Below are 14,961 nucleotides of genomic sequence, written 5' to 3' on the forward strand. Positions count from 1 at the left end.
GTGGGAGTCTAGTTGGGTGAAGAGCGAAACCAGACCAGACCTGACCCGATACGGCTGGCTGGCGGTGGCGACGGCGGTGTTCACCATCCTGCTCAAGACGGGGGCGTGGCTGCTCACAGGCTCCGTCGGCCTCCTGGCGGACGCCGCGGAGTCGCTGGTCAACCTGGTGGCGGCCATCGTGGCCCTGATCGCGCTCAAGGTGGCAGCGAAGCCCGCCGACCACAACCACCACTTCGGCCACACCAAGGCGGAGTACTTCTCGGCCGCGGTCGAGGGGGCCATGATTTTCGTCGCGGCCGCCTCCATCATCGTCTTCGCGGTGATCCGGCTGTTCGACCCGCAGCCGCTGGAGCAACTCGGCGTCGGCGTCGCGATCTCCCTGGTTGCAACAATCGCGAACGGCGTCGTCGGTGGCATCCTCATCCGGGCGGGCCGGCGTCACAACTCGATCACGCTGCGGGCCGACGGCAAGCACCTGATGACCGACGTGTACACCTCCGTGGGCGTGGCCATCGGCATCGGCCTGGTCATGCTCACCGGGTTGGAGATCCTGGACCCGATCCTCGCCATCGGTGTGGGCATCAACATCCTGTGGGCCGGTTATGGCCTGATCAAGGAGTCCACGGCCGGTCTGATGGACATCTCACTCCCGAAGAGCCAGAACACCCGGCTGCAGGAGATCCTCGACTCCCACACCTCCGACGAGATGGCCTTCCACGCACTGCGCACCCGGGAGTCGGGTACCCGCAAGTTCATGGAGGTCCACATGCTCGTGCCGGGCGCCTGGACGGTCCAGCAGGGTCACGACGCCATGGAGGACATCGTGGCGGAGATCCGCGGCGAGTTCCCCGACCTGTGGGTGACTGGTCACCTGGAACCCATCGAGGACCCGCGCAGCTACGAGGACATGGAGTACAACTAGCCGACGGGCCGGGCGGGTGCGCCCGGGCGGGTGACGATCACCGAGGCTGTCTGTGCCGCCTCGGGGAACTCTGCCACGTAGCGCTCGTGCCAGGTGGTGGCGAACGCCTCGGCGTCGCTGGTGCTGGTCAAGGCCCAGACCGAGCCGCCGAAGCCTGCCCCGAACCCTGCGGAGGCCTGGGCGCCCAGCTCGCGCGCGAGCGCCTGCAGCCGGTTGGTCTCCGGGATCTGGTTCCCGAGTTCGACGTCGGCGTTGCGCTGCGACAGGTCCGCGAGCCGGCCGAACTCGGCCAGGTCGGCACGGCCGAGCGCCGCCGTCGCCGCCGGGATCAGCCGCTCGGATTCAGTCAGGAAGGCCTTGAGTCGGGCGCTCAGCTCAGGTGAGTGCGACACGACGGCCCGCAGGCCTTCGAGGGCGTCCTCGTCGGAGTTCAGGGCGTCGGCGATGGTGACGTCCTCGCGGCCGGTGGCGGCGTTCCAGGCGGCGACGATCTCGCGGGTCCGGATGGAGGCCCGGTTGTACAGCTCGAGCGCCTTGCCGGTCTTCTCGGCGAGTACACCGGAGACGGCCACGACGAAGGACCATTCCCGCGAGAACGGCACCGATTCGTGCTCGACGATGGGGCAGAAGGAGAACTGCGTGAGGTGGTCGGCCTTGCAGCACAGCATCGCGGTGTGGTCCTCGGAACCACCGAAGGTGCCAACTCCCCGGAAGCCGTCCAGCGTGCCGAACGACATGCCGTTCTCGAAGCACGCCATGTAGCCGGCCAGGTCGATGTCGTCGCGGATGTTGTCCCGCCACTGCTGCGTCTCGCGGAAACCGTTGTGGTCGATCAAGGACAGCGCCATGGCCACCACCAGGGCCGACGACGACGACATCCCGCTGGCCAGGGGAAGGTTGGAGTCGATCTCCAGCGACGCGGGTTCCAGCTCGCCGAAGTTGAGCATCAACCGGTCCAGCACCGCCTGGAGGTAGCCGCCCCAGTGGCCGGCCGGCAGGTCCGGGCGGTCCCCGGGGCGCAGGACCAGCTGGTCGGGGCTTGCCGTGGTGGTGGCGCTGATCCCGTCGCCGCCGGGGGTGAGGGTGATGGTGATGCCGCGATCCACGGCTGCCAGGAGCGACCGGCCGCCTGCGTAGTCAGTGTGCTTTCCGAGGACTTCGAGGCGGCCGGGCACGAACCACTGGGTCACAGGTTGGCCTCGCGGTCGCCCAGGGCTTCGACGACCGACGAGATGTCCCCGCGGTTGGACATGTCCAGCACGCCGACGTTCGCGCGGACCACGCGGTACGGGTCTCCGGCGGCGATGGCGGCGCGGACGGCGTCGGTGATCTCGTACTCGCCGCGCGCCGACTTCGGGATGGCCTTGGCGGCGGGGAAGATCGCCGGGCCGCACAGCCAGCAGTTCATGGAGAGGACCGCGTCGTCACCGAGGCGCTCGATGGTGGCGTCGTCGGGCTTCTCCACCAGCTCGGCCAGGTTGCCCTCGGCGTCGGCCGTGGCGAGTGCGAAGGCCTTGATGCGCTCGGGGTCGATGTTGGAGTCGGTGAGCATGGCCTCGCGCTCGAACCCGACCAGTGCCGAGCCCGGGACGTCGGCCAGCAGGCGCAGGGCCGCGGCGGGGTAGTAGTTGTCCGAGTTGATGACCAGGACGCGGTCTTCACCGGCGAACTCCTCGGCCGCGAGCACGGCGTTGGCGGTCCCGAGGGGCTCTTCCTGGATGGCGTAGCTGATGCTGACGCGGTTCTTCTCGACGCTGTCGTAGTAGTCGCGGATCATGTCGTGCTCGGGGCCGATCACCAGGCAGATCTGGGTGAAGCCTGCGTCCGCGAGCGCGCTGATCACGTGGTCGAGGAAGGGGCGGCCCACCGAGATCATTGCCTTGACGCCCGCGGAGGCGGCCCGGGACTGCTCGTCGGTGAGCTCCACGCCCTCGGCGTCCTTGCGCATGCGCGAGCCGAGACCGCGCGCGAGGATGACTGCTTTGGTGGGGGGAGTGATGGTGTCAGGTGCCATGGCCAACACCCTATTGGTCAGGCGTCGTCACCTGAAAGCGTGGACAACAGCAGTGACGACGAGACGGCGCCCGGGTCGAGATGCCCGACGGTGGCCCGCCCCAGGTAGCTGGCGCGTCCGCGTCGGGCCACCAACGGGGCGGTGCTCCGGGCTCCCTCCGCCGCAGCCTCCCGTGCGGCGGCGAGGGCGTCGGTCAGGTCCAGGTCAGTCGCTGCGGAGGCCTCGAGCGAGGCGACGGCCGGCGCCAGCGCATCCACCATGGTGGCGTCCCCGACCTGCGCCTTTCCCCGGGCGACGACACCATCCAGGCCACGTCGCATCGCCCGGGCGAGGCTCGCGGTGGTGACGTCGCTCTCCCAGACCTGCCCCGCGCGGAGCAGGAAGGTGCCGTACAGCGGGCCGGAGGCGCCCCCCACGTTGCTGACCAGCGCCATCCCGACGTGCTTCACGTTCTGGGCCGGCGAGTCCGCGTCGATGACCGATTCGCGGGCGGCGCGGAAGCCGCGGAGCATGTTGCTGCCATGGTCGCCGTCGCCCACCTGCCGGTCGAGTTCGTCGAGCTCGGCAGCGTGCTGTTGGAGAATTTGGGTAGCTCTGTCGAGCCAAGTGCGGATCACGTCGTTGCCGCTTGTCATCCGGCGATTCCCTTCCCGGTACCGATGGGGCCGTCGCACAGCTTATCGGCTCGTCGGTGATGGCCGCGAGTCAGGGCTTCAGGCCCCGCAGGAAGTCCTCGTCGTCGTCGGGTCCCTGCTCACGTGGCCGGTGGCCGGGCCTGGCCGGTCCGGTGGGGCGTCCCCACAGCAGCCAGCCGAACGGGCCGATGACCGGCAGGCAGATGACGATGAAGGCCCACAACCACTTGGGCATCAACCGCACCAGGTACTTGCGGGACTGGGCCACCTCCACGGTGCAGTAGATCGTCAGGGCGACGATCGCAACGATGATGAGAACCCGGGTCACGCTCCAAGGCTACCCGTTCGGCGACGTGCACCATCTCCAGGCGCCGAAGGACTGGCTGCTACCGTCGAGTCAGCGTCACGCAGCTTCGGGAGGACGAGATGAGCAGCCCCAACGACCTGGCAGGCCAGGTCCCGGCCGGGTTCGGATGCGCGTGGGACCTCCGGCGTTGAACGCGGAACCCGCCGCGGTGGCGCGAGCCGTCGCGAAGATGCTCGACGGCGGCCAGCCGGTCTGGCTGGCGCCCGGTGCCGCGCCGGAACTTCCCGACGGCGTGGGAGCCGTGGTCGCGACTTCTGGCTCCACCGGCGCACCGCGCCTGGTGGTCCTCTCCCGCTCTGCACTCACAGCGGCGGCCGAGGCATCGCAGGCCCGGCTCGGCGTGCCGCTGACGTGGCACCTCACGCTGGCGCCGCACTACGTCGCCGGCCTGATGGTGCTGGTCCGATCCCTGGTCGCGGGGAGACCGCCAAGGTTCGGCACCACCGACCTCTCCGATGTCGTCGCCACGGGGGAGGGCGACGCCCTCTCGATCGTCCCCACCCAACTGCACCGAGCCCTGGGGTCCCCCGAACTGACCGCGCGGCTGGCGGGCTTCGACGCGATCCTGGTGGGCGGGGCCGCGCTGTCGTCGGGTCTGCGGGAGCGTGCCCTCGGGGCGGGTCTGCGGATCATCGAGACCTACGGCATGAGCGAGACCTGCGGCGGTTGCGTCTGGGACGGCGAGCCCCTGCCCGGGGTGGAGGTGCGGATCCTGCCCGACGACCGCGCGCCGGCCGGGACCGGCAGGATCGCGCTGGGCGGCCCGACGCTGTTCGACGGCTACCTGGAGTCGCCGTCGTCGCCGCCACGTCGGCCGGCCGGTGACCTGCTGCTCACCGGCGACTTCGGGACGTTCGTCGGGGATCGCCTCGCAGTCGGTGGCCGGCTCGACGACGTCGTGATCACCGGGGGCGTCAACGTCGACCTCGCCGAGGTGAGGCGCGCCGTCGAGGCCCGAGACGCGGAGGCCGCCGTGCTCGCGGTCCCCGACGAGGAATGGGGCGTCCGAATCGTGATCTTCGCCCGCGACGGGGACCTCCACAGCTGGCGGGAAGCGCTCGGGGAGACGCTGCAGAGGGCGGCGCTGCCCAGGCAGTTCGTCCACGTCGACCGCCTGCCCCGCACCGCGGGCGGCAAACCGGACCGTTCCGCTCTCCTATTGTTGGTCCAACCATGAGCGACAACATCTCAGTCTGGGTGGCCGGTGCGCGGCCCAACACCCTGCCCGCCGCACTCGCGCCCGTCCTGGCCGGCGCCGCCGTGCCCGCCCACCTCGGGATCTACGACTGGCCCCTGGCACTGCTGTGTTTCGTCGTGGCGCTGGGGCTGCAGATCGGCGTCAACTACGCCAACGACTACTCCGACGGTGTGCGGGGCACCGACGACGACCGCGTCGGGCCGGTCCGGCTGACGGCTTCCGGGCTGGCCAGCCCCGCCGCGGTGAAGCGCGCGGCGTTCATCTGCTTCGGCGTGTCGGCGGTGGCGGGCCTGGCGGTGGTCGCCATCAGCGGGCACTGGTGGCTGCTGGTCGTCGGTGCCCTGTGCATCCTCGCGGCCTGGTTCTACACCGGCGGGAAGAAGCCCTACGGCTACCTGGGCCTCGGTGAGGTGTTCGTGTTCGTCTTCTTCGGCCTCGTGGCCGTCGGTGGCACCGCCTACGTGATCGGCGACGGCGTGCCGCCGGCCACCTGGGCCGCCGCCACCGCGATCGGCGCACTGGCCAGCGCACTGCTGGTGGTCAACAACCTGCGCGACCTCGCCAAGGACCAGGTGGCCGGCAAACTCACGCTCGCCACTCGCCTCGGGGACGTCGGGACCCGAAGGTTCTACGTCGCGCTCATCGGGTTGGCCGCGCTCGCCGTGGTGATCTTCGCCGCGCTGACGACGTGGGCGGCGCTGATCGCGCTGCTGGCCTTCGGGATGGCGCTGCGACCCGTGCAGCGCATGCTCTCCGGCGCCACCGGCACCGCACTGATCCCGCTGCTGCGCGGCACGAGCATGACCGAACTCGGCGTCGGACTGGGGCTGCTCGTCGGAACGTTCGTGGGCTGACCATGCGCAGCTTCGTCTACGACATCGCGCTCAGCACTCGCTTCCGCGGCATCGAGCGGCGGCAGGGGATGCTGTTCGAGGGTCCCGCGGGCTGGGCCGAATGGAGCCCCTTCCCCGAGTACGACGACGGCATCGCGGCGCGCTGGCTGGAGGCCAGCCTGGAGGCTGCCACACACGGCTTTCCAGCCCCGGTCCGGAACCGGGTGCCCGTCAATGCCATCGTCCCCGCCGTCGCTCCAGACCTGGCCGCGCGGCGCGTGCTGGAGTCCGGCTGCCGCACCGCGAAGGTGAAGGTGGCGCAGTCCGGCGAGGGCCTCGACCACGACGTCGCCCGCGTGGCTGCGGTCCGGGACGCCCTCGGACCCGACGGGCTGATCCGCGTCGACGCCAACGCCGCCTGGGGCGTCGAGGAGGCGCTGGACGCACTGCGGGAACTCGCCCAGTTCGGGCTGGAGTACGCCGAACAGCCATGCCGCGACGTCGCGGAGCTCCGAGAACTCCGAAGCCGGCTCGACGCCGCCGGAATCGCGGTGCCCATCGCCGCCGACGAGTCCATCCGCCAGGCGGCCGACCCCCTCGCCGTCCGCGACATCGCCGACGTCGCGATCCTCAAGGTGCAGCCGCTCGGCGGGGTCCGGGCGTCCCTGCGGCTGGCGGAACAGCTGGCCCTGCCCGCCGTGGTCTCAAGTGCCCTGGAGACCTCCGTCGGGCTCCGCGCGGGGGTCGCACTCGCTGCTGCGCTGCCGTCGTTGCCGTACGCCTGCGGGCTGGAGACCGCGTCGCTGCTCACCGACGACGTCGTCACGGCCCCGCTACGCGCCGACGGCGGCGAGCTGCCGGTAGGCGAGATCGAGGTTTCAGAGGAGGCGCTCGAGCGCGTCGCTGCCGGTCCCGAGGTGACCCGCTGGTGGCGGGAGCGGCTGCAGCGCGCGGGCGAACTGCTGAGCGGTCCCGGAGAGGAGACAGTGTGAACTCGCCATTGCTGGGCGCGGTGATCGTCGAGGCGCTGGCCGCCTGCGGGGTGAGCGACGTCGTGCTCGCTCCCGGCTCCCGCAACGCCCCCTTGTCGCTCGCGCTGCACGCCGCCGACGGTGCGGGCAAGATCCGCCTGCACGTGCGGGTCGACGAGCGGGTCGCCGGCTTCACCGCGCTGGGACTGGCGAAGGGCTCGGGCCGTGCGGTCGCCGTCGTCACCACCTCCGGGACTGCGGTCGCCAACCTCGCCCCCGCCGTCATGGAGGCCCGGGCCTCGGGGGTGCCGCTGGTCGTGGTGACCGCCGACCGGCCGGCCGAGGCCGTCGGCACCGGCGCCAACCAGACCACTGACCAGGTGGGCGTCTTCGGGCCCTCGGTGCTCGGCCTGGTACGGGTGTCGGCAGCGTCCGGCACCGTCCAGGCGTGGACCGCTGCGGTCCAGCGGGCGCACGTGTTGGCCTCGGGCCTGCGCACGCGTCGGCCGGGTCCGGTGCATCTCAATGCGGAGTTCCCGATGCCGCTGGTCGGGCCGGTGCCGACGGTGCCGGTGCGGGTCGCGGAGGTGGCGGAGAGCGTCGGGGCGTCGGTGACCGAACTCGATGACAGGGCAACGATCGTGCTGGTGGGGGACGCGACGCCCGCTGGGGGCACGGAGGCGCGGGCGGCTGCGGAACTGGCGGGAGCGCCGCTGTTCGCGGAGCCCTCCAGCAACGCCCGCACCGGACCCAACGCCGTGGCGAGGTACCGGCTGCTGCTGGACTCGCCCGTGGCCGACCGCATCGAACGCGTGCTCTGCTTCGGGCACCCCACCCTTTCGCGCGCCGTGACCCGGCTGCTCTCGCGCGACGACCTCGAACTGGTCGTCGTGACCGACCGCGCCGACTGGACCGACCTCGGCTCCCGCGCCGCGGTCATCGCCGACCGCGTGCTGATCACCGGACAACCGGAGGGCTGGCTCGATGACTGGCTCGCCGCCGACGCCGCCCTCGGAACGCCGGACCGCAAGGAACTGGACGGTCCCGCCGTCGCAGCCGCAGTGGTGGCCAGCGTGGCTGCGGGCGACAACCTCTTCCTCGGTTCCAGCCAGTCCATCCGCGACGCCGACCTCGCGCCCATCGCCTCCGGCCGGGCGGCCACTTGGGCCAACCGCGGACTTTCCGGGATCGACGGCACCGTGGCCACCGCCACCGGCGTCGCGCTTGCGACTGGACGGCCCACCACCGTCCTGCTCGGCGACCTGACCCTCCAGCACGACCTCGGCGCCCTCGTCGCTCCCACACTGGAGCCGGTTGCCGACCTGCGGGTGGTGGTGGCCGACGACGACGGCGGCGCCATCTTCCACACCCTCGAGCAGGGGGCTGCTGAGTACGCCGACGCCTTCGAGCGGGTCTTCGGGACCCCGCAGGGAACCGACCTCGCCGCCGTCGGAGCCGCCCTCGGCTGGGACACCACCACGGTGACCACGCCGGAGGAACTGGCCGCCGCACTGGCCGGGCCGGTGACCGGCCGCCAGCTGGTTGTGGCCAGGATCTCCCGCTTCGGGCGCAGGCAGCCCGGGGTCTGATCCAGCCCACCTTCTTGGGTGTGGCCGCAACGACGCATGACCGTCCTTCCGGCCACACCCAAGCGGCGGGGCCCGGGGTGATCCTGAGACCGACCCCGCGGCGTCCGCGCACCGTCCGATTGACTAGGGTGTACGGCATGGACATAGGCGTACCGAATGAGGCGGGCCAGGGCGAAAGACGCGTGGCCGCCACCCCCCGGACAGTGCAGGCTCTCCTCACCCTCGGTTACCGGGTGGTCGTGGAGGAAGGGGCGGGGGAGCGGGCGGCCTTCGCCGACGAGGCCTACCGCGAGGCGGGGGCCCACATCGGCGACGAGGTCAGCGCCTGGGGCGCCGACATCGTTCTCGCGTTCCACCCGCCGACGCAGCAACAGCTCTCGCTGATGCACGCCGGCGCCGTGCTCGTCGCGTTCCTCGCCCCCCGCCAGTACCCGGCGCTCACCGAGGCGCTCGCGGCCCAGGGCGTCACCGCGCTCAGCATGGACATGGTCCCGCGCACCTCGCGTGCGCAGTCCATGGACGCCCTCAGCGCAATGGCCAACATCTCCGGCTACCGCGCCGTCGTCGAGGCGGCCCACGTCTTCGGCCGGTTCTTCACCGGGCAGGTGACCGCAGCGGGGAAGGTGCCACCGGCGAAGGTCCTCGTTGCCGGGACCGGTGTCGCCGGCCTCGCAGCCATCGGCGCCGCCAATTCCATGGGCGCGGTCGTCCGGGCCACCGACGTCCGGCCCGAGACCGCCGAGCAGGTGGAGTCCATGGGCGCCACCTTCCTCCACGTCCCCGCCGACGACCAGGGCGTCAGCACCGACGGCTACGCCCGCGAAGTGGGCGCCGACTACGCCGCCCGCGCGGCCCAGCTGTACGCCGACCAGGCCGCCGACGTCGACATCATCATCACCACCGCTGCCATCCCCGGGCGCCCGTCGCCCCGGCTGATCACCGCCGAGATGGTGGCCAGCATGCGCAACGGCTCGGTGATCGTGGACCTCGCCGCCGCAGGTGGCGGCAACTGCGAACTCACCCGGCCGGGCGAGTCCTGGGTCACCGACAACGGGGTGACCATCATCGGATGGACAGATCTGGCCAGCCGCCTGCCCGGGCAGGCGTCCCAGCTCTACGGCACCAACCTCGTGAACGTGCTCACGCTCATGACGCCCGGCAAGGACGGCCAGCTCGTCATCGACTTCGACGACGACATCGTGCGCACCATGACCACGGTTCTCGACGGTGAGGTCACCTTCCCGCCGCCGCCCATCCAGGTCTCCGCCGCGCCCGCGCCCGCGGCGGTCGTGGAGGCTCCCGCCGTGGTGGCCAAGCCGAAGCCGAAACGACCCTGGTGGCACCAGGTGGTGGCCATGGGGGTGGGGTCGGTCGCCCTGATCGCGGCCCTGACCTTCGCTCCGGAGGGGTTCGTGGGCCTGTTCGGGATCTTCGTGGTGGCTGTGGTGGTCGGCTACTACGTCGTGTGGAACGTGACCCACGCCCTGCACACCCCTCTGATGAGCGTCACCAACGCCATCAGCGGCATCATCATCGTCGGCGCCATGACGCAACTCGCCAGCGACCTCTGGGTGGTCAAGATCCTCGCCTTCATCGCTGTGCTCATCGCATCCATCAACGTGTTCGGCGGCTTCACAGTGACCGCCCGGATGCTCAACATGTTCAGGAAGGGCTGAGCCGTGCTGAGCAACTTCATCGACGCCACCTACATCGCCTCCGGGTTGATGTTCATCCTCGCCCTCGCGGGCCTGAGCAAACACGAGACCGCACGACGCGGCAACGTCTACGGGGTGATGGGGATGGTGTTCGCCCTCGTGGCGACCAACTTCGCCGTCGCCTACACCGACTACCGCAACCATGAACTGCAGCCTGTCTCTGCGGTGCTGCTCTACGTCGCCGTCGCGATCGGTGGTGCCATCGGCGTCTGGCGGGCCCGCAAGGTCGAGATGACCGGGATGCCCGAACTGATCGCGTTGCTGCACAGCTTCGTGGGTGCGGCGGCCGTGCTGGTGGGCTTCAACGTCCATCTCGAGAACCCCGAGCCGGACGCGTTCCACGCCATCGAGGTCTACCTCGGCATCTTCATCGGCGCGGTGACCCTCACGGGCTCGATCGTCGCCTGGGGGAAGCTGAACGGGCGCCTCAAGTCCAAGCCCCTAGTGCTGCCAGGCCGCCACTGGCTGAACCTGGCCACCATCGTCGCCATCGCCCTGCTCGGCTGGTGGTACCTCGCAACGAACTCTCTCATCCCCCTGCTGCTGATGACCGTGCTCTCCCTCTGGCTCGGCGTCCACCTGGTGGCCGCCATCGGCGGTGCCGACATGCCCGTGGTCATCTCGATGCTGAACTCCTACTCCGGCTGGGCGGCCGCGTTCAGCGGCTTCATGCTCGACATGAGCGTGCTGGTGATCACCGGTGCCCTCGTCGGTGCCTCCGGCGCGATCCTGTCTTACATCATGTGCCGGGCCATGAACCGGTCCTTCATCTCGGTCATCCTCGGCGGCTTCGGCGACGACACCACTGCGGCCGTCGCCAGTGACCTGGGGGAGTACCGCGAAGCCTCCACCGCCGACGTCGCCGAACTGCTCGCCGACGCGCGCAGCGTCGTCATCGTCCCCGGCTACGGCATGGCCGTGGCGCAGGCGCAGTACCCGGTGGCCGACCTCGTCACGCACCTGCAGCACCGTGGCGTCGAAGTCCGCTTCGGCATCCACCCCGTCGCCGGCAGGCTGCCGGGGCACATGAACGTCCTGCTCGCCGAGGCCCACGTTCCGTACGACATCGTCCTCGAGATGGACGAGATCAACGACGACCTCGCCGCCACCGACGTGGTGCTCGTCATCGGCGCCAACGACACCGTCAACCCCGCCGCCGAGGAGCCGGGGTCCCCGATCTCAGGGATGCCGGTGCTGAGGGTGTGGGAGGCCCGGACCGTCGTGGTGTTCAAGCGGTCCATGAGCGCCGGCTACGCAGGCGTCCAGAATCCGCTGTTCTTCCGGGACAACACCCTGATGTGCTTCGGCGACGCCAAGTCCTCGACGCAGGCGATCGTTGCTGCCCTGCCCGCAGGAGAGGGACAGCCCGCCCTGACGCGCTGACCGCGACTCCGGTGGGGGCACCGCCGGAGCACTATCGTCGGGTCATGGACCGAGATCTGCAGCGCCGCCTGTTCGTCACCGCCTGCGTCGTCTTCAACGCCGTCGGAGTGCTGTTCGGGACCGGGGTGATCGGCCAGCGGGTGGAGGATTCCGCCGGCGGGGCCCTCTCCTCGGAGGCCACGCTGCTGGCCCCGGACGGCCCGGCGTTCTCCATCTGGAGCGTCATCTACCTGGGACTCATCGCGTACGTGGTGTGGCAGTGGCTCCCGCGCAACGCGAGGTCGGAGCGCGAGCGCGCCATCGGGTGGCTGGCTGGTCTCAGCCTGGTGCTAAACGCGTCGTGGCTGCTCGTGACGCAGGCTGACCTGATCTGGCTGAGCGTGGTGGTGATCCTCGCGCTGGCCGTGGTGCTCGGGTTCCTGGTGCGCAACCTCCAAACGCACCCCGACGACACCTGGCCCGCCCGGATCATCGTCGACGGCACCCATGGAATGCACCTGGGCTGGGTCACGGCGGCATCCACCGCCAACATCGCCGCGGCCGGCACGGCTTCGGGCTGGGACCTCGGTCAGTGGGCGCCGGTGGTGGCGATCATCGTAATCATCGTGGCTGCGGGACTCCACGCGGTCTACCAGGTCGCCTTCGGTCCCAGGATCGCGGTCGCGCTGGCCATGGCGTGGGCCTTCTCGTGGATCGCCATCGGCAGGAGCGCAGGCGAGCCGTTGTCGACGCCGGTGGCGGTGGCCGGCGTCATCGCCGCCGTCGTGGTTCTTGTCACCTGGCTGGGGCTCACGCTCCGGGCACGGCGCGGGCTGCCCATCCCTACCGGCACCACCGCTTGACCCGTCCCCGGACGGGCGAGTTCTCATCAATGACGATGGAGACCCGGACGGCGACCGACGTCCGTGCCGCGACTAACGCGAGTCGAGGCCGCTCAGCCATTCGCGGACGGCCCAGGTGGCCCTGACGTCGTCCTCGTTGTACTCCAGGACGCGGGTGCGGGCCGCGGCGCGTTCCTCGTCCCGGGCACCCTTGACCGCTGCCTCGAACCAGGTCTGCGAGTTCAGGCCGCCGGCGTCGTCGTCGCGCCAGTTGAACCCGGCGCCCTTGCGCGCCACCACCTTCAGGCCCAGGCCATCCACTCCCACGAAGTTGTCCCGGACGTGGCCGAACAGGTCGACGAAGTGGTCCCGGACGAGGTCACAGGCTGCCTGGATGTCCGGGTGGCCGCTGCGCTCGGCCAACCGGTGCAGGTGGACGGTCTCGTAGTCGCTGTAGTGGAAGACCCTGGTGCCGGGGTGCTCGGTCAACAAGGCCACCAGCCAGCGGCTGAACCGGGCCGCGATCTCAACCTCCTGGGCGGGGGTGAGGCTCTGGAAGCCGCTGAAGTGCTCATAGTGCTGGTCCCCGCTGCGGCGGTCGGTCACCAGGACGCCCCAAAGGTAGGTGAGGTCTCCCTCTGCGGTCTCGATGTCCAGGTCCACCTCGATCTCGGAGCGGGGGACGTCGATGGGGTCTCCGGAGACCCGCTCCAGCTCGACGCCCGCGGCCAGCATCCGCGCCCGGCGCGCGGCGGTGCGGAGACGCTGCTCGGAGTGGTCCCGGTGAGCAGTGAGCGGGAGGTATTGGGGCAGGATCGCATCGACGTCGGCCTCGGCCAGTTCCGCGACGGTCCGGATACCGAGGCTCATCAGGGTCTGCAGTTCGCGCACGTCCAGCGGGGTCTTGGAGATCCGCAGCGAGAGGTCGTCGTCGTCCATCCGTGGCCGGCAGACCTCCCACCAGGCGCACCACTCGCACTCCTTGACGCGGATCGGGCGCACGATCGGCTCCGGGTCGTCGACGCCGGTGCGCAGCATCGCCTGTTCGGCGACGTGGACGCGGAAGCCATGCTCGTGGTCGTAGCGTTCCAGCGCCGAGCGCAACCGGTGTCCGGTCGGTGAGGTACGCGAGAAGGTGCGCAGGAAGCGCTGGTCGAGCCGGATCCAGGCCGCCGTCGGCTCGCTGCCGTCGACGGGAATCCGGTCGGTGCCGACTATCCCCGCCAGCGGGGTGGCCGAGGCGAAGCCGGCGGTCTCCAGCAGCCGCCAGACGTGGGCCAGTTCCAGCAGCGCCCCCTGCCGGAAGGCCCGGTAGCGCAGGTCCGGCAGCACCTCCAGGGTCCCCAGATCAGCAATCGTGGAGTACCGCAGGTCGGTGCCCCCCACCTGCCGCTCGAGCACGCGGTAGTTCTTGACCCGCATCGGCCAGTACCCGGGGCGCCCGTCGGGAGTGTCGTCGCCCCGGACCAGGACGTCCGCGCGACCGCTGCGGTGTCCGGCGAGGTCCAGCGGGAGCACACCGCCGATGATGACGCCCACGCCGTCGGACATCGCCTTCAGCGCCGACGCCTCGAGCTCGGTCCAGTCGCTGGTGCCCAGCACGCGGAGGTCCACGACGTCGTGGCCCAGTTCGAGGATGCGGGCCAGCACCAGGTCGCGCTGGTCCTGGCCGCCCTGGAAGGACTCGCGCAGGGAATGGTCCAGCGGCTGCTGCCTGAGGGTCGGGTCGAACGCGTTGAACGTCTTCACCGGGCAGGACCGGGCCGCGTACGCGTCGAGGGTGAACTCAGGCATCAGTACTTCCAGGCGCGGTGCAGTGCGACTATGCCACCCGTCAGGTCGTGCCACTCGACGTCGACCCAGCCGGCCCGGGCCATCAGGTCGGCCAGCCGCTGCTGGTCCGGCCACGCGATGATGGACTCGGCCAGGTACCCGTAGGCGTCCGGGTTGCTCGACACCTTCGCCACCAACGGGATCAAGCGCAGTGCGACCTGCTCGTAGAGCATGCGGAAAAGAGGGTTGGTCGGGGTCGAGAACTCGTTGATCACGACCCTGCCCCCGGGCTTGGTGACCCGCAGCAACTCCGTCAGGGCCTCGTGGGTGTTCTCCACGTTGCGCAGGCCGTAGGAGATGGTCACCGCGTCGAACGACTCGTCGGCGAAGGGCAGCTTCAGGGCATCCCCGTTGACGAAGTCCAGTTCGGGCCGATGCTGCTTGCCGACCTTCAGCATGCCCATGGACAGGTCCGTGGGGAACACCATCGCGCCCGCCGCCGCGAACGGGGCCGACGACGTCCCCGTGCCCGCCGCCAGGTCGAGGATGCGCTCACCCGGGCGCGGTGCGACGGCGGCCACCGTCGCGCGTCGCCACCACTTGTGCAAGCCCATGGTCATGAGCCCGTTGAGCAGGTCGTAGCGCTTGGCAACACCGTCGAACATCGCCGAAACCTCGGCCCGTCGTTTGCCAAGGGTCGCTCGCGTGTGTTGCATCCCCACAGCGTACTCGGACCCAAC

Annotated in this window: 14 protein-coding genes; 8 read left to right on the forward strand and 6 right to left on the reverse strand. The window is 70.4% G+C overall.

Annotation, left to right across the window (positions count from 1 at the left end; translation table 11 throughout):
• The first annotated feature begins 16 nt into the window (after nucleotides 1-16).
• Nucleotides 17-922, forward strand: a complete 906-nt coding sequence (locus LKO27_RS01595) for a cation diffusion facilitator family transporter (protein WP_227735155.1) — start codon at nucleotides 17-19, stop codon at nucleotides 920-922.
• Here LKO27_RS01595 and LKO27_RS01600 read toward each other — a convergent pair.
• The 4 genes from LKO27_RS01600 to LKO27_RS01615 form a co-directional block, all read right to left on the reverse strand.
• The gene (locus tag LKO27_RS01600) at nucleotides 919-2,112 is read right to left on the reverse strand and encodes a galactokinase family protein (protein ID WP_227735156.1); all 1,194 of its coding nucleotides are present in this window, start codon (nucleotides 2,110-2,112) and stop codon (nucleotides 919-921) included. The two genes, LKO27_RS01595 and LKO27_RS01600, sit on opposite strands and share 4 nt — an antisense overlap.
• On the reverse strand, nucleotides 2,109-2,936 hold the full coding sequence (locus tag LKO27_RS01605) for a nucleotidyltransferase family protein (protein WP_227735157.1): 828 nt from the start codon (nucleotides 2,934-2,936) through the stop codon (nucleotides 2,109-2,111). The genes LKO27_RS01600 and LKO27_RS01605 overlap by 4 nt, the downstream gene beginning before the upstream one ends.
• Before the next feature lie 17 nt (nucleotides 2,937-2,953).
• Nucleotides 2,954-3,571 (reverse strand): dihydroxyacetone kinase subunit DhaL, encoded by a 618-nt coding sequence (gene dhaL, locus LKO27_RS01610; RefSeq protein ID WP_227735158.1) that lies wholly within the window; start codon nucleotides 3,569-3,571, stop codon nucleotides 2,954-2,956.
• A gap of 70 nt (nucleotides 3,572-3,641) precedes the next feature.
• Entirely contained in the window at nucleotides 3,642-3,899 is a 258-nt protein-coding gene (locus tag LKO27_RS01615) for a PLD nuclease N-terminal domain-containing protein (RefSeq protein ID WP_227735159.1), read from the reverse strand.
• A gap of 166 nt (nucleotides 3,900-4,065) precedes the next feature.
• Between LKO27_RS01615 and LKO27_RS01620 the strand changes: the two genes are divergently transcribed.
• The 7 genes from LKO27_RS01620 to LKO27_RS01650 all read left to right on the forward strand — a co-directional run bounded on the left by LKO27_RS01620 (nucleotide 4,066) and on the right by LKO27_RS01650 (nucleotide 12,469).
• Entirely contained in the window at nucleotides 4,066-5,115 is a 1,050-nt protein-coding gene (locus LKO27_RS01620; protein WP_227735160.1) for an AMP-binding protein, read from the forward strand.
• The gene (locus tag LKO27_RS01625) at nucleotides 5,112-5,990 is read left to right on the forward strand and encodes a 1,4-dihydroxy-2-naphthoate polyprenyltransferase (RefSeq protein WP_227735161.1); all 879 of its coding nucleotides are present in this window, start codon (nucleotides 5,112-5,114) and stop codon (nucleotides 5,988-5,990) included. The genes LKO27_RS01620 and LKO27_RS01625 overlap by 4 nt, the downstream gene beginning before the upstream one ends.
• A gap of 2 nt (nucleotides 5,991-5,992) precedes the next feature.
• Entirely contained in the window at nucleotides 5,993-6,961 is a 969-nt protein-coding gene (locus LKO27_RS01630) for an o-succinylbenzoate synthase (protein ID WP_227735162.1), read from the forward strand.
• Nucleotides 6,958-8,529 carry a 2-succinyl-5-enolpyruvyl-6-hydroxy-3-cyclohexene-1-carboxylic-acid synthase gene (menD, locus tag LKO27_RS01635; RefSeq protein ID WP_227735163.1) on the forward strand — a complete coding sequence of 524 codons (1,572 nt, stop codon included), beginning with the start codon at nucleotides 6,958-6,960 and terminating at the stop codon, nucleotides 8,527-8,529. The genes LKO27_RS01630 and menD overlap by 4 nt, the downstream gene beginning before the upstream one ends.
• A gap of 137 nt (nucleotides 8,530-8,666) precedes the next feature.
• On the forward strand, nucleotides 8,667-10,205 hold the full coding sequence (locus tag LKO27_RS01640; RefSeq protein WP_227735164.1) for a Re/Si-specific NAD(P)(+) transhydrogenase subunit alpha: 1,539 nt from the start codon (nucleotides 8,667-8,669) through the stop codon (nucleotides 10,203-10,205).
• Nucleotides 10,206-10,208: 3 nt separating this feature from the next.
• Nucleotides 10,209-11,627 carry a Re/Si-specific NAD(P)(+) transhydrogenase subunit beta gene (gene pntB, locus LKO27_RS01645; RefSeq protein ID WP_227735165.1) on the forward strand — a complete coding sequence of 473 codons (1,419 nt, stop codon included), beginning with the start codon at nucleotides 10,209-10,211 and terminating at the stop codon, nucleotides 11,625-11,627.
• A 44-nt stretch (nucleotides 11,628-11,671) separates the two neighbouring features.
• Nucleotides 11,672-12,469: a tryptophan-rich sensory protein gene (locus LKO27_RS01650; protein WP_227735166.1), complete on the forward strand. Its 798-nt coding sequence runs from the start codon at nucleotides 11,672-11,674 to the stop codon at nucleotides 12,467-12,469.
• A gap of 72 nt (nucleotides 12,470-12,541) precedes the next feature.
• On the opposite strand, the gene LKO27_RS01655 is transcribed toward LKO27_RS01650, so the two are convergent.
• Together LKO27_RS01655 and LKO27_RS01660 are read right to left on the reverse strand one after the other, a co-directional pair.
• Nucleotides 12,542-14,242 (reverse strand): TM0106 family RecB-like putative nuclease, encoded by a 1,701-nt coding sequence (locus tag LKO27_RS01655; RefSeq protein WP_227735167.1) that lies wholly within the window; start codon nucleotides 14,240-14,242, stop codon nucleotides 12,542-12,544.
• Complete coding sequence (locus tag LKO27_RS01660; protein WP_227735168.1) at nucleotides 14,242-14,937, reverse strand: demethylmenaquinone methyltransferase; 696 nt, start codon at nucleotides 14,935-14,937, stop codon at nucleotides 14,242-14,244. Before LKO27_RS01660 ends, LKO27_RS01655 begins: the two co-directional genes overlap by 1 nt.
• Nucleotides 14,938-14,961: the final 24 nt, after the last annotated feature.

This window comes from Tessaracoccus sp. OS52 (assembly GCF_020687685.1).
Classification (GTDB): Bacteria; Actinomycetota; Actinomycetes; order Propionibacteriales; family Propionibacteriaceae; genus Arachnia.